General features: G+C 33.9%; 18 protein-coding genes. 1 reads left to right on the top strand and 17 read right to left on the bottom strand.

Annotation, left to right across the window (positions count from 1 at the left end; all coding sequences use genetic code 11):
- Position 1: 1 nt before the first annotated feature.
- The 17 genes from PHO70_04805 to PHO70_04885 all read right to left on the bottom strand — a co-directional run bounded on the left by PHO70_04805 (position 2) and on the right by PHO70_04885 (position 19,322).
- The gene (locus PHO70_04805; GenBank protein MDD5432290.1) at positions 2-1,177 is read right to left on the bottom strand and encodes a glycosyltransferase family 4 protein; all 1,176 of its coding nucleotides are present in this window, start codon (positions 1,175-1,177) and stop codon (positions 2-4) included.
- The gene (locus tag PHO70_04810) at positions 1,170-2,285 is read right to left on the bottom strand and encodes a glycosyltransferase family 4 protein (protein ID MDD5432291.1); all 1,116 of its coding nucleotides are present in this window, start codon (positions 2,283-2,285) and stop codon (positions 1,170-1,172) included. Before PHO70_04810 ends, PHO70_04805 begins: the two co-directional genes overlap by 8 nt.
- 11 nt (positions 2,286-2,296) lie before the next feature.
- Positions 2,297-3,787 carry a lipopolysaccharide biosynthesis protein gene (locus PHO70_04815; GenBank protein MDD5432292.1) on the bottom strand — a complete coding sequence of 497 codons (1,491 nt, stop codon included), beginning with the start codon at positions 3,785-3,787 and terminating at the stop codon, positions 2,297-2,299.
- Positions 3,788-3,799: 12 nt separating this feature from the next.
- The gene (locus PHO70_04820) at positions 3,800-4,555 is read right to left on the bottom strand and encodes a class I SAM-dependent methyltransferase (GenBank protein ID MDD5432293.1); all 756 of its coding nucleotides are present in this window, start codon (positions 4,553-4,555) and stop codon (positions 3,800-3,802) included.
- Between the two features lie 137 nt (positions 4,556-4,692).
- Positions 4,693-5,877: a glycosyltransferase family 9 protein gene (locus PHO70_04825; GenBank protein MDD5432294.1), complete on the bottom strand. Its 1,185-nt coding sequence runs from the start codon at positions 5,875-5,877 to the stop codon at positions 4,693-4,695.
- On the bottom strand, positions 5,870-7,024 hold the full coding sequence (locus PHO70_04830; protein ID MDD5432295.1) for an O-antigen ligase family protein: 1,155 nt from the start codon (positions 7,022-7,024) through the stop codon (positions 5,870-5,872). Before PHO70_04830 ends, PHO70_04825 begins: the two co-directional genes overlap by 8 nt.
- A 200-nt stretch (positions 7,025-7,224) precedes the next feature.
- Positions 7,225-8,331 (bottom strand): glycosyltransferase, encoded by a 1,107-nt coding sequence (locus tag PHO70_04835; GenBank protein ID MDD5432296.1) that lies wholly within the window; start codon positions 8,329-8,331, stop codon positions 7,225-7,227.
- The gene (locus PHO70_04840) at positions 8,313-9,461 is read right to left on the bottom strand and encodes a glycosyltransferase (GenBank protein ID MDD5432297.1); all 1,149 of its coding nucleotides are present in this window, start codon (positions 9,459-9,461) and stop codon (positions 8,313-8,315) included. The genes PHO70_04835 and PHO70_04840 overlap by 19 nt, the downstream gene beginning before the upstream one ends.
- Before the next feature lies 1 nt (position 9,462).
- Complete coding sequence (locus PHO70_04845) at positions 9,463-10,329, bottom strand: FkbM family methyltransferase (GenBank protein ID MDD5432298.1); 867 nt, start codon at positions 10,327-10,329, stop codon at positions 9,463-9,465.
- Between the two features lie 75 nt (positions 10,330-10,404).
- A complete protein-coding gene (locus tag PHO70_04850; GenBank protein ID MDD5432299.1) occupies positions 10,405-12,258 on the bottom strand; it encodes an O-antigen ligase family protein in 1,854 nt (617 codons plus the stop codon).
- Between the two features lie 9 nt (positions 12,259-12,267).
- Positions 12,268-14,124 (bottom strand): polysaccharide biosynthesis tyrosine autokinase, encoded by a 1,857-nt coding sequence (locus tag PHO70_04855; protein ID MDD5432300.1) that lies wholly within the window; start codon positions 14,122-14,124, stop codon positions 12,268-12,270.
- A gap of 11 nt (positions 14,125-14,135) precedes the next feature.
- On the bottom strand, positions 14,136-14,981 hold the full coding sequence (locus PHO70_04860; protein ID MDD5432301.1) for an SLBB domain-containing protein: 846 nt from the start codon (positions 14,979-14,981) through the stop codon (positions 14,136-14,138).
- 2 nt (positions 14,982-14,983) lie between these two features.
- On the bottom strand, positions 14,984-16,399 hold the full coding sequence (locus tag PHO70_04865; GenBank protein MDD5432302.1) for an outer membrane beta-barrel protein: 1,416 nt from the start codon (positions 16,397-16,399) through the stop codon (positions 14,984-14,986).
- Positions 16,400-16,425: 26 nt separating this feature from the next.
- Positions 16,426-16,854 carry a PilZ domain-containing protein gene (locus PHO70_04870; protein MDD5432303.1) on the bottom strand — a complete coding sequence of 143 codons (429 nt, stop codon included), beginning with the start codon at positions 16,852-16,854 and terminating at the stop codon, positions 16,426-16,428.
- Positions 16,855-16,921: 67 nt separating this feature from the next.
- Positions 16,922-17,317 carry a DoxX family protein gene (locus tag PHO70_04875; protein MDD5432304.1) on the bottom strand — a complete coding sequence of 132 codons (396 nt, stop codon included), beginning with the start codon at positions 17,315-17,317 and terminating at the stop codon, positions 16,922-16,924.
- Entirely contained in the window at positions 17,314-18,435 is a 1,122-nt protein-coding gene (locus tag PHO70_04880) for an FAD-dependent oxidoreductase (protein ID MDD5432305.1), read from the bottom strand. The genes PHO70_04875 and PHO70_04880 overlap by 4 nt, the downstream gene beginning before the upstream one ends.
- Positions 18,432-19,322 (bottom strand): prenyltransferase, encoded by an 891-nt coding sequence (locus tag PHO70_04885; protein MDD5432306.1) that lies wholly within the window; start codon positions 19,320-19,322, stop codon positions 18,432-18,434. Before PHO70_04885 ends, PHO70_04880 begins: the two co-directional genes overlap by 4 nt.
- Positions 19,323-19,526: 204 nt before the next feature.
- On the opposite strand from PHO70_04885, the gene PHO70_04890 reads away from it, so the two are divergent.
- A partial coding sequence (locus PHO70_04890; protein ID MDD5432307.1) for a polyprenyl synthetase family protein occupies positions 19,527-19,822 on the top strand: 296 nt, incomplete at its 3' end.

The following is a 19,822-nucleotide window of genomic DNA, read 5'->3' on the forward strand; positions in this document are numbered from 1 at the left end:
TTTATCTTAACATCTCAATAATAAAATTCTTATATTCAATTATTTGATTACCAAATTCAAGCTCTTCGCTCACAAGCTTAAAAGCATTATCTTTCATTTTTGCTACTAATGCATCATTTTTTCTGATTTCTAACATAGCGGAAATAAAACCCTTGGTATCTTCGTAATCTACTAACAGAGCATTTTCTTTATCATGAACTTTTTCAGACATTCCATGTACATTTGTTGCAATAACAGGTATGCCTGCAGCAAAAGCCTGTAAAACAACCAATGCATTAGTTTCTACTTTTGAAGGCAACACAAAAACATCCATCCCCCAATATAAACGAAACACGTCTTCACGCCATCCCATAAACTTTACTGAATCTCCAAAAACTGAACTCATCGTTTTTAGCTTAGGATAAAGCTCTCCATCTCCAATAATAACTAGCTTAGCATCAGGCATCACTTGCAATAATTCTCCAAATGCCTTAATAAGCCAACTATGGCCTTTCTCAATAGTAAGCCTCCCTACCGCTCCTAGTACCCATGAATTATCAGTAGCATCCATATCCTTACGCGCAGCAATACGTTCTTGTAAATTTGGACAAGATGGGTACTCTCGATACTTTATGCCATAATGTATTACTTTTAACGGAACATTCGAAACACAACCCAAGCGTCTTAAGATTTCTTCATTCTTTCTACAGTTTGTTATTATAGCTTTACATAGTCGATAATGAATCTTGAACCACCAATATCTAAATATACTGCCTTTATATGGCATTATTACTGGATCTGAAATTAAAGCCAGATCAGCAATTATTGGAATTTTTAAACTTGTAGCCGCATGAATAGCAGTATGGCAGCCATCAGGGCCTGATTGCACTACTATAAGCACATCAGGCTTATTTTTCAATAATGCATCCTTGACTAATCTTATTTGTTTAAAATCAAGGCTTGGAAAGAAAGCCTTAATTATATACTCTCTGTGAGATTTCAATGGCAATTTTTGACATCCCAAAGTTAGCTTGCATATTCTTTCTTTGTATAACCCTAGGTCTAGATATTCAGAACATACGACACCGGTTTTAACTCCCAATTCCTCAACACCTATAGCTCTTTCTAATGCCGCTCTCTCGCAACCTCCAAGCACATTAGATTCAATATAGAAAATCACTCTTAAATTATTATCCATGGGCTCTTTTATTCTCCGATAAAACACGAGCTAAAATTCCAATTAATTTCTCCCCTGCCCTACCTACATCTAAATCTGTTATGCTTTTACAAGCATTTTCACCCATTCGCTTTATTTCAGGACGATTTTCACAAAAATAAACCATAAGCTTGCTCAATCCTTCAATATCATCTTTTTCAAATAAAAAACCGTTGTACCCATCTTGGATTAAATCTAGCATAGAACCTACTTCGCGCGTAGAAATTACAGGGAGACTCGAAGCCATCGCTTCAACTGGAGCTATCCCCCAACCATCGTGACGCGAAGGAAAAACAAAGATATCTGAATTATTATAATATTCTGGAAGCTCATCCCACTGCAAAGAACCTTTGAACTGAACACGATTGAGTAAATCCCTTGGTACCATATTCTCCAGCTCTTTACGCAATAAACCATCACCCAAAATAAGCAACTTAGTATTTTTATAATGCGGTGCAATCCTAAAAAATGCACGCAATAATATATCTATTCCTTTTCTTTCTATAAGTTGTCCTGAATAAATAAAGCATAAGTCTTCGCATTCCCTACTTTGCATTTTACCGCTAAACCTCTTAAGATTTGACGCATAGGGAAAGTTATAAACATTCTTTTCTCCTTTTGAAAACGCCTCAAAGAAAGATTTTGCACGGTTGCCGATAGCTAAAATAGCATTACATTTCTGAACAATTCTAGCAAGCAAATAAGAACGAATCTTTCTTTTAAAATAATTCCTATGAAATAAATGATACTCTTCCCAAAATAGCCAAGGAATATTAAGCTTATTAAAGACGGATGCAGCATGCTGAATGCCTGGGAACATATAAGATCCAACAATAGCAATATCAGGATTAAAATTGAGTATATTTCTTTTTATACCAAAGTTTAGAATAAAATCTGGCAAAAGATATTGAAATGAAATTTGAGGCAATACCTGAAATCCCTGAGGCAATAAAGGTTTATTCCAGTCTCGAGATGGATATCCCCAAGTACAAAAGATAGCATGGACTTCAGCAAGATTATTATCAATTATGCTTTTAAATAATTCCAACTGATATGGAGAAGGCATATTGCTAATAAAAAGTAGTTTCATATATTTAGTTCTTATAAATCTGCTTTTTCTCTAAAAATTGCACTTTTTATCAATAATGCAATCGATCCTAAAGCCTTTCTTTGAAATAATGTAATAATAAAAATATAAACAATTAATCCTAATACTACAGAAATTATAAATCTTAATCCCCAAAAAATCATATCATTTACAACGTAACGAAAAACATGAACCATTATTACCATTATTATTGAAGCAATTAACGGGAGGATCATTTCTTTAAGGATTAAAGTTACTCTAAGCGACAAAGTTGACGCTGTTAAAAAAAGATACGGCAGTAGCATTAAAACAGTTGAAGCTGAAAATGCAATCGCAACTCCCCTCATACCCCATCGCAAACCAATCATAAAACTCAGGCAAATAACAACGGTCCTAATAATTGAGACGCGAAAAACAATACCTGGCTTCCCAATAGAGATAAATACACATTCACATATCCAAATAATCCCCTGGCAAAGAAAACCGATACTCAAGATACGAAATATTGGCACAATTTCCAGCCATTTCAAGCCATAAAACAGATGGATGATATCCATAGCTGATATAAAACAAAGAAAAAATATAGGGAATATCAAAAAACTTATCATTTTAAAGATTTGCAGTGAAGTTTTAGTGAATTTTTCAACCCTATCCTGGAATTTTGATAATAAAGAAACAAAAACTGGGATTAATGACTGAACCGAAACAATAATTGGCAGATACGCCAGAGAAAAAGCACGAGAATATAAACCTAGAGTAAATCTTCCATTCGTCCTACCAAGAAGTATCTTATCAAATTGCTGAGGAATATTTTTTATTAAATTGTACCCTGTAATCTTGCTACCAAATAAAAAAATTTCTTTAAAATTCAAAATATTCGTGGGCAGCAATGGCTTCCAAGTAACAAAAAATAACAATAAAACAGACCTGATTGAATGGTAAACCAACATCCTCCAGGCAATCGCAAAAGGTCCAAAACCGGCTAATGCCATCTTTATAGCAACTAGCCCACCGATAACAAGACTTACAAATTCAATAAAGGCAATTCTAGCAAATCTTAATTGGCGTATAAGAAGTGCGGATGGTTGTATCGACACCCCAAGAGGGATAAAACACAGTCCAAACACTACAGCGATCCTTCCAGCATCTTTGTAATTATAGAAAAGCCCAATTAACGGAGAAATATTAATAATTAAAGAAGCTAGTAATAATCCAAGTATAAGATTAATCCAAAAAAGATTTGACCATTGAGAATGGGTTAAATTCTGCCTGTTTACAGTAAACAGTATCAGTCCCATATCAACAAAAGGTTCAGCGAATAGAGTAAATGCAACAACCATATCTGTTACACCAAAATCTGCAGGTTGAAGAATACGGGCCAAGAAAGCTACAATCACAACAGATATTATTTGCTGAAACAAAGTTGAAGAAATAGAAAAAAAAGCTCCGCGGAGAGATCTTTCTTTCAAGGAATCTGATTCGTTTGTTGAAATTGTATTACACATTATTCAAAACCTTTAGGAAGCTTTACGTTGCTGTCTTTTGCGTGCATATACTTCAATATTATCAAGATAAATACCTGTCAACCTAGCAATAAAATAAGCAATCTTTCCCCAAGTTATTCGCATAATCCTAAGCAAACCCTTACTACCAAGCCCCTCTGGAGTAGTTGTATAAGTTTCTATAATATCAAAAGATTCTTCTGAAAGCATTTTACGGATAGTTACAGGAGAAAAGAAATTTAAATGGATTACGGGAGAATAAACATTCCCTTTACCTTGTCTGAATAATTTCAGGAAAACAGATTTTATTCGATGGAACGTAGCCCCAGGGAAACGCATAGCTAAAACACCATTTTCATTTAATATCATATTCGCCTTCCTAATAAAGTCTCTTGGATTAGAGACGTGCTCAATGACATCCCACATGGTGACAATATCTGCTGACAGCCCTACCGTATTTAAAGACTCAAACCGAGACTCCAGGACCGAGAAATTAAACCGTTCTTCAATATATTTTACATCAACTTTACTTGATTCTACCCCTAAAACTTTATAGCCACATTTATTAGCTATTTCAAGAAAGACTCCTGAACCACACCCCACATCAATAAGAAAAGCGGGCGGAGGGAAAAACTTAAATAAACGATTGATGGCGAGCTGAAAAACTTCATTTTTAGCCGCCGCATAAGAATTTAATTCTTCAAAAACAAGACTATCTCGATTCTCATATGTTAAGTTATCACTTGCGATCCGAGGGTTTGTATAAACCATCCTGCAATGATTGCACCTTACAATGTTAAAAATTATTGGCGAATCAAAACAATAACTATGTTCTTGAAATATAATTCTTGTGTTATCTCGTCCGCACAAAGGACAAGAAACGTATATTAGTTTTGGCTGGATGGAATTCATATAAACTTAACCTTTTTCGAAATCATTCCGTAAACTTGATCCGGATTAACATCTTTCATACATCGAACATGTTTACAATCTACTACGATATTAGGGAACGTGTAAGGATTAAAACAAGGGCTGCACTCTACATTTGACTTTATAATTTCTACATTGCTTTGAAAATGCCTGAAAAGCCCTGGGTCAGTAGGGCCAAAGATAACCAACATTGGAACGTTTAATGAAGATGCGATATGCATAGGCCCACAATCATTAGCAACAACATAATTACATCTTTTAATAATAGCAAGCATTTCCAAAATGGACAATTTTCCAAGGAGATTAAAAGCCCTTCCCCTTACAATGGGGATCTTGTTGCCATATTTCTCCATTTCATGCTCTCCTCCAAAGAAAAAAATCTTGACCATCCCGTTATTCAATAGCTTGTTTGAAAGTTCAATATAATTTTCAATAGGCCACAATTTTGAAATAATATTTGATTGAAGGCTCGTGGCGGCCAAATTAACCCCTCCTGCTATTATTAACCCCACTATTATATCTTCACTTAAGATTCCATTTTCCAACAGAAATCTTCTGGCAAATTCATCTTCATTTTTTCCAGTATATATTTCTGCATGCCAATCGTCAGCGTAAATACCAAATTCTTCCACTATCTTCACATTATAATCCCTTAAAAAGATTGGATTTTTACCATCTAAGGCAATATTATGTGTATTCAGAACTCCTTGACCACCCCTATCAAATCCAAGACGAACTGGAATATTCAACAAAAAGGCAAATAAACTAATATATAGAGATTGATGCAGAATAATTACGCAATCAAACTTTTCTTTATTTAATCTAGAGAGCAAACCAATAATCTTTAACAGCTTGAATTTCAAGAATATTTTTTCATCTATCGGAATAACACGATTGATATTCGGATTATTCCTAATTATAGGTTCAGACACTTCTCCTACGAGGACAGAAATTATTGCACCGGGATAACGTTTTCTTAAACTTCTAAGAACGGGTGTAGCTATAACGACCTCTCCAATTGCCCACAGTTTAATAACTAGAATATTGGAAAATTCTTTATTCTTTAAAGATAGTTCGACTTTCTTCTTAAAGATAGGGCTTAAAATCTTAAGGAGAAAACACAACCCATTTGTAAATAATTTAATCCACTGTCTCTTAAGCATCAGATTTAGCTTTCATAATTTTGTTCTTTTCAATAGAAACGATGATAGTTAACATTGCACATAAAAACCAAAAATTCAATAATCCTCCAGGCAACATATATACATTATTTGAATACCAAGAAATTTGTGCGCATATAATCCCGATACTGGCCCCAAAAACAAAATTTTTCCTGAGAGGGTCACTTATATATTTTAAGTTAATAAGAAAATACCTTAGCATTAAAAACATCATAAAAATAAACAAACTCATTCCAATTAACCCAACCCTACCTAGAACTTGTAGATAGAAACTGTTGTAACCGGCCCAAATAGAATCGCATTTCTCAATATTGTTAAACGAATCATCCAGATTAAGGCCGAATCCGGTCCCCAAAGGGGCATTTGTTACGATGTTCTTTGCAGTATCACCAAAAGAAAAACGTATATCCTCTTCATATGATTCCTTTTGGAAAAAACGATGTGTTTCAGATAATGATACCTGCTGCGAAGTTATAAAAAAGAATACAAGAATACCAACTGGCAATAATAACCAGAGTTTCCTGAAGCGTAATATAAGCAAAATTACTAAAGAAAGAGCAAATCCGATCAAAGCACCGCGAGAATTGGTCAAATATAGGCACAAAGAATTTATTATAAATGCAAATAATAAATAAAGTTTATTCAATAAAGACGATTTAACATTAAATAGGATAGTAATAATAATCGTGCAGAATATGACTAACTGAGCTCCCAACACATTCCCATCCCCATAAGAAGACATAGTTCTCCTTGTAATCAATAAAGCGTCCAGAGCCCCTCTTTGAGTTGAATTATAAGTCACACTATTAATAAGCAACTTTTCCCCAAAAGTAAAAACTAAAAATCCATATATTGATAAGATTACGCTTATTAGAATGGTTAATTTGATAAAAATGTCTATCAATGATTCATCGGCAAATACATCAATAAAAGCATAATAGATCAAAAATGATAACGCGTAGAAAAAAAACTCAATATACATTATAGCAACTGGGGCCTCAGAGATAATCCCCAAAAATAAAGAATATAAACAAATTAAGAAATAAAAAGGGAAAACCTTAGCGATTGGATTGTCTATTTTTATCTTATATTTTTCTCCACTAGTTATTTTTAAAATAAAATATTTCATGGTTATAATGGTAGCAATTATATAACCAAAAGCTAATGGTAAAGATAATTGCGATAAAATAAATCCTGCCCGTGGTAGTAAAAAAATAAACAATAAGCAAATATAAAGAAGCAACCGCTTACTCAACAGGAAAGAAAGCCCAAACAGTACCAAGAAAAAGATTATTAAAATATTGTTATTCCACATGATGGATTATTTTATTAAACTCCCTCCGCTTGTCCTAACGAAGAATAATAAATTGACTTGTAGCTCCTAGCTACTTGGCTATAATCTGATTTTAAACATAAACTCATTACATTGTTTCTATAATTCTCAATTTTTGAAAATACATTTTCTATGGCATTCGCTAATTCTTTCGCATTATGAGGTTCAACAACTATTCCCAAATCATACCTTTTAACCGGATCCCAAATAAATCCTACCCTAGTAACAACCATCGGCAATCCATATTGACAGGCATCTCTGATTAACCCAGAATTATATGGTCCCCAGCTATAAGGCAAAACAATAACATCGGATCTTCCAAAGAAATCTTTTTTCTCACTCTCAGAAAACCAATCCTTAGTTATGAGTTTAACCCTGTTTTCTAATCCCATCTCTCTAATAAGATGCTTTATTTTCTCTAGATATCTGTAGTTTACGCTCTCTGGAAGGCTACCAACAATACAAAGGCTATAACCACTTAAATATACCATAGCCCCTAAAAGAGACTCCACGTCTTTTCCCGGAGAAAAAACGCCAAAAAATATTATTTTTTTTGATGAAACCTTCTGAACTTCATATCTTTTTTCACAGGGTTCTGGGATAACCTCAACCTTTGCTGGTGGATAAATGCTTCTTAGGAAATCTGCCATAAGATGATTAAAAACTATAACGAAAACAGATTTTCTTACTATTTCATATTGAATAAATCTTAAAACAAAGTATTTTAATACAGAATACGGACTAAATGACCTAAGGTTTGATTTAAGATTATACTGAACTTCATGAATTGTAGTTACAACTGGAATCTTTAAATCATACAAAGGCAATAGGTTGAAATTTAATGTACGCCTGCCAAAAAAAGGAGCAATATAATGCACATGAAGCAAAGATAATTTTTCCTTTTTTATTATATCGCGGATAGAATCCGACAAGTTAAAGCTTTTTAAATTAATTTTATAGTCTGCATCTGAATTAAGGCTGCCAATTTTTATAAACTTAACCCCTGATACAAAAGGCATCAAGCTATCCAACATATACCCCTGGCTTGCCTTTTCAGGTGGAAAATTACAAATCATACCTACCTTTATCTCTGCTTCTCCCATATTGACAGCTTTTCCCTTCTTATAAACCTAAAAAAACCGAATATTATTGCTAATTGCATAATCGCAAAAGACAAAAAAAACTTTAGAGGCCCGGTAAAATGATACAAATTTTTGAATAAAAAACATAGGGCTGTTAGAATATAGAAAATGATCTGGACAATAAATAAGATTTTCAAAAAATTATTTTGCAGAAGAAAACTGTTTGAAATTAAAAAACCAAATAAGAACACTGGAGTTAAGTTACGCAAAACTTTATGAGACCAAAAACAGAAAGACCTAAATCCCTTTTTAAAAGAAATAAGCTTTTTCAAAATAAAGAAGGATTGAAAGTTACCAGAGCTAATCCTAATTCTTCTCTCAAACTCCGACCAAATATCTCCTATTTCTTCAAAAGCCAAAGCGCGAGATTCAAAAATAAGCCTGTAATCATTTTCAATTATTTTCATGCCTAAGACTTGATCTTCAGTTGCTAAACCTTCTTCGCCAAACTGGAATAACTGTTTTCGTAAAGCAAAAATCTGGCCATTTACAGCCATTATACTACAAACGTTACTCTCTAAAGATTTTAATTTGTTTTCCAATGTCCAATAAAATTGCAGATATTCATTAGACTGAAAATCTTTCTTTTTCAAAACTAGCCTACCACAAACCCCTCCAATATGCTTATCTTGAAAATTCGGCATAATATATAATAAGGCCTTTGTATCAAAAATAGTATTTGCGTCGGTAATAAGAATGATTTCCCCTTCTGCTTCTCGAAAAAGGTCTTTTAATACCTGCTGCTTCCCCCTCCTGTCATTAAACTCAAAAAGGTGCAGCCTTTTATCATTAAATAAATGAATGATTTTGTTTGTATTATCAGAAGAACCATCGGAACCTACTAACAACTCGAGCTTGTCTTGAGGATAATCCAAGGAAAATATATTCTTGATCTTATCCTCAACCACTCCTTCTTCATTATACACAGAAAGCAAAACACTGACTTTTGGAAATTCCGAGATAATTACATGGTTATCATCCTTGTTTTTTCTCAAAAAAGTAACCACATAAATTATAGCTATAATCAGAGGATAAATAAAATAAGGATAAACAGCCAAAAATGAAAAAATCGTTAAAAAAACTGATGCCACGCTATTTATCTCCTTTAATAAATAAATCAACTGCTGGATAGAATGGAGAATTTAAATTAACTGCGACCATATTCCAAGTATCATTATAATTAGTATCTAAATAGCCAGAATAATTTAAGCGGTATATCTTATATTCATCTCCGAGAATACCCTGGATTTTATTTAAATCAAAATGTTTTCTACTTACATCATTGTATTCAAAGATAATTAATGGTAAATTATTTCTTATAAAATTACTACCCCCTTCTAGAACTACAGCCTCTGATCCTTCGCAATCAGCTAAAATAATACAATTAAACCTATAATCGGGGAATTGAATATCTAACGTTGAGCAGTTAACAATATAAGATTTGTTAAATTTTTCAAAAATACTTGAACCTCCGGGAGCCCGTAAATTGTAATTGAACATAGCTTGTTTACATTCGTTAGCCAAAGCAATGTTCGAAACATTCACATTTTTGAATTCGTTAATAGAGCAACTTAAATTTATAGATTTACAACCTTCATAAACTGGCTCATATGCAAAAACAGACTTAACTTTCTTATGGCGCGCCATATCAATGACAAATTCACCAACACAAGCACCAACATCTATAAAATCAACTTCAAAAGTAATCTTACTAAGTATTCTGTAGAGGAACAGGTGAGTTTCTGGTTCATTCCATAAACCTGCCACTAATCGGTCATAGGCCCTTGCGATTTTATGATTAAAATACATCTGTGATCCATTTACTTCCAAAATATAATCTCGCTTAATATTCCCATAAAGAAATTCAAAGCCCGGTAAATTAATATTAAACTTTTCGTGAAAAAACTTCTGAATTACTGAGAATATCTTTACAGAAATAAAAAAAATAAAACTCCTCACTCTGTGCTCTCCCAAAACTAATTAATATAATTCTAAAATTGAAACAACTCAAAACAGCTAAAACTTATGGCTACTCTATTCTTTTAAAACATTATCAATATAATTTTTAATCTTCTTATTCATCGGATCAAGTAAGATAGCTTTTTTAAATTCTTTTTGACTCAAATCCTTATAATCAAGTTCGCTATATAGCCAGCCCAATTTCATATGAAAATTAGCATTTGTAGGATTAAGGTCTATTGCTTTCTTATAAAGCTCCTCTGATAAAAACAATACTTTTTCCTTAGAATTATATTCATCAAAATTCTTTAATTCATCTTTAAAATCTTCTCTAGTAACGAGCTCTGATAATAAATCAGCTTTTTTCTCCAAATATAGACTATTGCCAGGATTAAGGGCTATTGCCGAACTGATATTCTTTATAAGCTTACGGTATTCGATTATAGCATCAATTTTCTTATCTGGAATTTTAACATTAATTATTTTATCAAAAATTATCTTTGACTCATATTGCTTCAGAACAAGGGAGAAAACAAAAATTAAAGTTAAAGTTAATGCCGTTAATAAACTAATTTTTATTGGCATAGGGAGCCTTATCTTAAAATAAGGGATATCCAATGAAGAATGTACATCCTCCAAATAAATAACCCTATAGACCAGAGCTAAAATAATACAGAATAAGACAGCGTTTGCCGGAACATGAAAAACAAAATCAAACAAACTATGTAAAGTTATTGAAAACAACCCAAACAAACATCCTAATATTATACAAATTAAATAAACATTATTTTTTCTGGAATATTTCAGGAATATATTCTTGAAATAAAGGAATATAAAAATTAAAACAAGCAAAAAACCGAAAATTCCTGTTTCTACTAAAAGCTGCACTGGTTCATTATGGGCGAATTTAAACACATCATATTCAATATGGCTCTCAAATGTTTTGTATTTCTGGAATATTTCTCCAAAAGTACCAAGCCCGGTGCCAAATGAAGAAAAATCTTTAATAATTGACGCACTATTCTTAATCACATTCAATCTATCAGAATATATTTTAAGAGGATGTGTTAAAGTTTCTAATCTTTGAGCAACATGTTTTGAGCTAAAAACTCCAAAGGAAATCGCAAGGATTAATACCACAGCAATAATCATAAAAGTATTTCTTTTCTCTCTTATTTTAATACTTAAGAATAACAATAAAAGAAAAAGACTCATAAGAAAACTCACTATGCCTCCCCGAGAAAGAGACAAGAACAAACTCAAGGTCATTATGGATGCCATAAACAAAGACGAAATACGAATAGCCAAAGGAGATATCAAAGAATAACTAATCGCCAAAGGTATTACCATCTGGATGTAAGCTGAAAAATGATTGCGATTTGTGAAAGTTGAGAATTTTAGTATGGCGGGAGTAAAACGACTAACGACTCCATAGAAAGAAACGACAAATCCAATAACAATAATAGCAACGAATAACCTTTTAATCTTTTTTATCGTATCAATATAATTTATAACTGTAAAAAATATAAACAGATAGCTAGAAAACAACAGTAACATACTTACAGTTAATTCGGGATTAATGCTTAAAGAATGATTGCTGGCTGGGTTAACCATAAAGTCTTTGAAAAGTAAACCTGTTTTAGGCGAAAGAACAGATAAGAAATCTAGCGGTAAAGGAAGCAATTGGAATAAAATTAAGCAAACAAATAAAACTAATGGCAAGAATGGGAATCTGATTAGATGAAATTCTTTTTTGAAAAAACACTTCAAAATAAAAACAAAGACAAGCAGAATACTAATTAACTCAATTAAGAAAATTGGAGTATTTGTAACTCCGCCGTAGATAAGTGGTGGGAAAAATACAAGCGATAAAAGAAATGCCTCAATAACAAAAGAGCCTAAATATTCAACTGCTTCTTCTCGATGCATAAAATGGTATTATTTTTTCTTAACTTTCTTGCCTTCTTCACTATAGTAATAATGGTAATAGTAATACTTATCTTCTTTTTCAGGAGCAATATTATTAACGATAACTCCTATTGTCCGGCCACTCTTTGCTTCCGAGAGCTTCTTCTTTGCCCTGTCAACTGCTTCCAAACGAGTACTTGCCCCCTTGACTACCAAAACAACGCCATCAACAATATTTGATAATATTTGGGAATCTGCTACGCTTAATACAGGAGGAGAATCAACAATAATCCGGTTGAACTTTCCTTTTAAATCTTCGAGTAGAGTAATAATTTTCTTTGAAGAAAGGAGCTCGCTTGGATTAGGAGGAATCGTTCCGGTTGGGATTATAAATAGGTTCGGGATACTAGTTTTATTAATTATTTTTTCTAAATCAACGCCTCCTGTAAGAAAATCACTTAAGCCGGGTTTTTGGTCAATATTAAAGTTCTTGTGAATCTTGGGCCTACGCATATCCATGTCTATTAAAATTACCCGTTCATTCAATTGAGAAAATACTATCGACAAATTAGAAGAAACAAAACTTTTTCCCTCTTGAGGCAGAGAAGATGTAAGTAAAATAATATGGAGAGGCTTGTCTTCAGGGGTAGCAAAAAGAATTGAAGTGCGTGCCGCACGGAATGCTTCGCTGATTTGAGATTGGGCACCTTGCAAAGCAAGCACGGCTTTTTCAGAATCTGTTTTAGCTTCTTTATACACGGATGGGATATACCCCAAAAAAGGTAAATTTAAATAAGAGCTCACATCTTCTGCTGTCCGGATACTAGAATCTAAATACTCTAACAGATAAGAAATCCCTACTCCAATAATCAAAGAGAAAATAACCGCCATTTGCATAGCTTTCTGTTTATTGGGCTTAAAAGGGAACTCCGGAGGCTTAGCATAGTCAACAACGCTTATACGAGATGTCTCAATCTTTTCTGCTATCCCAGTTTCTTTAAGGCGGCTTAACATACCAGTATAAACGTTTTGACTAGATTCTACTTCTTTTTTCAATAGATTATATTGGACTAATTTCTGGTTTAACTCCAAAAGATGATTGGTTTCATTGATAAGCTTATCATTTATATCTTCAAGCTGTGCTTTAATTGCGATAATTTTAGGGTGCTGTTCCTTATAACGCTTAGCTCCTTCCGCAAGCTCTGTTTCAAGTTTTGACTTTTCACCTTTTAGCGCCTCTAACAAACCTTGTGTTTTTCTTTCTATGTCAGGCAAATCAACAATTTTGTTTGTTTGAACGTAATTATTTAAAGCCTCCTCTGCCTCTCTTAATTTATCCTTATAGCTGCCAATTTGAGACTGCAGCCATGAAGAAGCCTCTTTTACGGTCCGATTCCTCTTTTCAACATCCTGCTGCATATAGATTCTTACAAAAGCATTAGCTATAGTGCTTGCTCTTAATGGATCAGTATCATCAACACTTAGCAAAACTATCTGTGTATTCTTTGGCATTTCAATTCTAACTTGAAGCCTAAGCCTTTCAGGTAAATTATAAATATTTTTATAATAGGAATCTTTGCTTGCACGCAATTCATCCGCTACTTTCTCTGCTAAAGCAAGCGAAGAAAGTAGTTTAATTTGAGTCTGCAAGAAAGGTTCCCCCCATAAGCTTTCTCTATAAACCTCATCAACCCCAATAACCTTCGGAGGCACAAGATCAATTAGAAGGCTTGCTGTCGCTCGATACATTGGGGTCTGCTGCGATACATATACCGTAACCGCGGTAGTAATAATAAAAACGCAGGCTAAGATCAACCATATCCTTTTTTTTATTATTCTTAAATAATCTTGTATCGTTACTTGGCTTGTTTCGGGATTAGGTAGCATAATTTATCCTTCTAAAAGAATGATTCCGGGACAGAAATTGTATCATCTGGCTCAAGCTCGATATCTTTTGTTTCATCACCTGTCTTTAAGATTGAACCTACAGGCACAACATATATTTGTTTTTTTCCTTCATAGGTACGAATAACTTTTGTTCCATTTGCCATAGCTGTTTCGGAGAGCCCCCCCGCTAAAGCAATAGCATCAAGAACAGTCATACCTTTCTTTAAATCAAAAACTCCGGGCTTTTCAACCTTCCCTAAAACTGAAATAGTACCCAACTTATCTACAACTATAGTATCGTTTCCTTTAAGGTCAATATCCGGCACCTCTCTATCCAAAATCTGCTGAGCATCCACCTCCATTGTCATTTTTTTATTTCCCACATTCCGTATTATTTTAACCTTGCTAGTATCAGCTTTATCGGTAAAACCTCCAGCGGTTGCAATTGCCTGTGTTAAACTAAAAACCGCTTTCATTTCATAAGACCCGGGAGTCTTAACTTCTCCAAGTATTGAAATTTCTGCATATTGCTTAATAAAAACAGATACTTGCGGGCTAACCATAAATCCGCCACTTAACAAATCAGTTAATTTTTTTTCCAGCTCTCTGGCTGTTAAACCCTCTGCTTTAATATTACCAATTAATGGATAAGAAATATTTCCATCCGGACCCACTCTGACTTCTCTAGACAAATCCGGCTCTTCATAAACTTTAATTTCTAAAAGATCGCTTATTCCGATTTGATAGTCTGAATCGACTTTTGATTTTATATCTTTGACTGCACCATTCTCATTTTGCGCTATTGAAACCCCAAAAATAACAAAAATAAAAAAACTAAATATTAATATTTTTCTCATTCTCAAAACTCCGAATTTGCAGAAAAAGCAACACTATTCGTCATAGGGCTATTATATGAAACATTGGAATCTTGCTTTTGAAAAGTATATTTAAGGTTCATCTTTAGCCATTTACGGAAAGCATACGAAAGGCTTGGCGTAAACCCTACAACCTTATCGTTCTGTTTACTAGAATATTTAGTATCTGAAAGATTCAAACTGCATCCTAAAGAAAATTTAGGATTAAAAGCAAGATCATGCTCATAACCAATAACACTATTAAAATAACTCTTGGTTGTTAAAGAACGGTTAATTGATTCCTGCATACCATTGTATAATGTTAATCTATACCTAGTCAATTTATCATAATTATAAGTTAATCCCATTTCTACGGAAGGAGAATCTTTTGGAGAATTATTCTCCTTTAAGATTTTTCGCCCATAACCAAACTTCATATTCCCTTTTATTTTAGCTGTAATCTTTCCGTCAATACCAACAAAGAATTTATAGTACCAACTATTATCTAGATTTGTCCCTGATTTTAAATACTCAATAGTACCATAATCAAATTCCAAGAAGAACCTAGTTTTAGGCATAGAAATAGGCTTTATATAAGCCATAAGCGCCCAAAGTTTTTGGTCGTCAGTATTGCTACTGCCATAAGCTCCATCATAAACACTATGCGTATAAGTGTATTTAGTATCAAAATCCATACGGCTAAAATCAATTCCGTAGCCAATGTTTGAATTGTATATGGTATTGCCAGTCACACCACTTGCACCTGTTGTCAATTCAGAATTTAAAGTAGAAAATTTTACAAAAGAAGAGGAAAATAATATTTTGTGCTTATTGTTTCCAAAAATCATATTCCAACTGCCATATGGCCTTATACGATTAAGATGAGTATTCCTCTTATAAAATCTTTCATCTATACCTCCGTCTAACACCAAAGAAAACATTCTCCTGCTCTCAATCTGTCCATATTCCTTAGAAAACTTGGCAGGCGTTTCACCAATAGTTACTTTCAACCCCGGCTTTACAGTGTTGATCAAATCGTAAGAAGGGTTAAGCTTGTCATCCTGATTAAAAAGATTATTGGTATATTCCGTAGAAATTGAAGCATATGGATGAAAGATATTATTTAAGAAATCAAGTGTTTCACCCACTACACCGCTAGGCGTCCCGGACAAAGGCATCAAAGAATCCCTTCTCTTGAATCCTGCCTTCTCAATAGAACCTAAAACCTCCTCCTGCTCAAGAGAAGCCTTAATCATTTTTTCTCTTGTATTATCAAAAACAAGATTATTCCTTAAAGCCGCAGACATAGCAGCTTCTCTTGCGGGATTACTCATAACCGCATCAGACATGATTTTATCGCGCATTAAATCATATGGAGAATTTTGGGCGAAAGACGGCTTATGAAGAATTATAAATCCCATAATAATCAAAAAAAAATAGTTGGTTTTCACCTCTTGCTTGTTTTCTTTAATTTAAACAACCCGGCAAACTTATAGATTAAGTTTCTTTTTTTAAGCTTTTCTTCGACGGAGAATAAACGCTTAGCAATGATACTGCTTACCGCCTCTTCTATTTCAGTAAATTGCAGCCCATATTCAATATACTTACCAGTCTTAAATGATTTTATCCAAACGACTTTTGCTAAAACAAAAACCGGAGAATTAAAAGCGGGAAAATTGATTTTTAACTCTAAAAGGCTGGACATTGGCAGCAACTTATCAATGCGCATACGAATGCCTCCTGCGCCAATATCCTTAACTGCGGCAAGGCAAAAGCAAGTTTCTTTCGGCTCAGTTGCCAAAAGCTTATATTTGGCCAAATGATAGGCTGTAAAACGGCTATGCTTTCTGCGTTCTTGACCCGTTGATTTTGCCATATTAAAATTATAATATCAATAAATCACAAAATGTCAAGGAGTTATGATAATTTTCTTAAAGATTATTTTATAATTTATTAAAAAGGCTGAACTTCCCTGCGCCGCAAATTAATAGGCCGATTAACACAAAAATTACCACAAAATTGTACTCAAATCCGCCATTTGTAATGAAAAAACCTTTACTTAAATGCACCTTGATAGCTGCAACAAGCATAAATATTATCAAAAAGATTGAAGTTGTTCTTACGCTTATACCTAGGATTAAAAACAATCCCCCAATTAATACAGTATAAGCAGCAAGATAGGACCAAAACAATGCAGGCCTAAATTCCAAACCAACCAACATTTCAGCAAATTTTTCAGGTCCGCTGCCCCCGAATAAGCCAAATGCCATCTGCAGCCCATGCGCGAAAAACATAATCCCGAGTCCAAGCCGGATAACTAAAATTGCTAAATCCATCATTTGCCACCCCCCTTTAACAAATCTTTGATTATCCCAAATCTATTGCGAAAGCCGAATGAACGGTAAATACACATTAAAAAATGCAATAAAGTAGGTATCGCTCCTTTTAAATTAACACCAAACACTCTTCCGCAAGACTTATTATTAGCCATAGGAATAATATAGCCAAAATCAAGAGGCTTGTATTTTATCAGCCTCTGCCTTTGTATACCCCTCGTTACATTTATAGCAGCACACTCTCCTTGAGTAATCGCAAACTGCACTGCCATACGTAAATAATTATTCCTAAAAGAAAAGTAAGAAGCGTCTCCGATAATAAAACAAAACTCACTGAGCCTTAAGAAATCATCGACCTTAACTCTTCCTTGAGGATTTTTTTCTACATTTAAATTCTGAACAAAACTTGGAGCCTTAACGCCGGCAGCCCAAATTACCAAAGAATTTTCAAAAATTTTATCTCCGGATACAAAAACTCTCTTCCCTTCTATTTTTTCAATACTGCTATTAACACAAATGCCTATACCCAGATTCTTAAAATTATTTAAAACATATTCTTTCATCCACTCAGGAAGCACGCCTAGCAATGAAGGAGCTCTTTCAACTACAACGACTTTTCCCAATCTCTTCTTTATCTTCAAAAATAAGCTTAAGTTCGTCGCTACCTCCACTCCGGTGTAACCACCTCCTGCAACTATGTAATTATCAAAAATATCTTTATTCAAAATGCTGATTATTTTCTTTGCATCCTCCACGCTATCAAGCTTAAAGGAATTTTGCCTTATATTTTCATTCCCGTAAAAATTAGTTTCAGAACCGACAGAAATTATCAGATAATCAAAATTTATTTTCTTATTAGCGGTAGAAATCTCTTTCGTATCTAAACTAACCGACAACACTTCTTCGTTTATAAAATCGAACCTGTACCTCTTAGCCAATTCTTCAATCCTATAGCCAAGAAAATCAGGAGTTATACCTCTTCCTAAACAATCCGGAAGCATTGGTAGAAAATCAAAAGTTTCCTTCTTATCAACGAGAGTTACGTTAAAAGAAGTCTTTGAAAGAATCCTTGCTGCGGATAATCCGCCGAAACCAGCTCCGATAATTAAGATTTTTTTCATAGAAAAAGCCCCACGATTAAAATTATGCTTATGATTGACTGCAAAGCTATCGTCATCCGAGAGGATTTTACGAGTTCCATTTTTTCCGTATAATGCTTTTTAATAATTCTCCCCGCTTTTAAAACAATAACAGCTGCTAAAAGTGACAATAAAGAAAATGCCTTTAAGTAACCTAGAAAAAAACCTAAAACTATTGAAGCTAATCCTAAAAACATCAACAAATAATATAAAATAAAAGCTTTTCTAGGCCCCGAAACACTCACCCAAGTAAACTTTCTTGCAGCTTTATCTTGAGGATAATCGGGGATTTCATTAGCAAACAGGATTGCAGTTGTAAACAAACCAAAAGGTGCGGATAAAATAAAACTTTTTAAATCAGGGAATATTCCGGTTTGAATAAAATACCCACCCATTACAAGTGCCGGGCCAAAAAGCAAAAAAAGGAAAATTTCACCTAAACCACAGTAAGAAAATTGAAACGGCTTATGCGAATACGACCAGCTTAAAAATATAATCGTCAGGTAGATAAAAACAACAAACAGGCTATTTAATGCTATGGCAAGAATAATTACTGAGAGAAAAGCAACTACTGCAAAGACAATTGAAAGGTTTAGATAAAATTTCTCGGAAAGCAGCCCCTCCTGAATAAGTTTTGAGCCGCCGAATAATCCATAAAAATTTTTGTCCTTCCAATCAGCTCCGCTCTTGGAATCCGCGTAATCATTGATAAGATTGGCGCTTAGATGTGTGCAGATGACACTCACAAGCCCCAAGAAAAAACAAAAATAGTTAAAATTGCTTCTTTCGATAAGTGAACCAAACACAAAAGGAAGGATACTGGCAGTAATAAATGGTAATCTTAAGGCTCTTATAATTATTTTAGCCATAGGGCAATATAAAACGGACTGCACAATTTTGCTTCAAAGTCAGCGGGTCCTGCCGCCGATCCACCCCACCGTGCTCGCCCACTGCGCTCGGCGGGGTGCCCCGGCTCGGCGTCACCCGCTGAACAAAATTTACGCAAAATTTAAAATACTATCATATTATCCATATTTATTGCTTTCTCTTTAACTATATGTTAACATAACTTTATGATTTTAAAAATAAAAAGTAAAATAGACAAGGAAATTTCTGCTTTTCTAAAAGACACTGACAAGCGCTATCATCTTAAGAAAATCTCCCCTGTTTTATACAAGAATATCTGCGAGTTTGCAAATAGAGATGGTAAGCGCGCCCGTCCAATACTTTTCGTAATCGGCTATCTCGGATTTAGCAATAAAGAAGCTACTGGGCTATATAGATCAGCCATATCAATTGAGCTTATGCATGATTTTATGCTCGTTCATGACGATATAATTGACAAATCCGATACCCGTCGCGGAAGGCC

This window comes from Candidatus Omnitrophota bacterium (assembly GCA_028715415.1).
Classification (GTDB): Bacteria; Omnitrophota; Gorgyraeia; order Gygaellales; family Profunditerraquicolaceae; genus JAQURX01.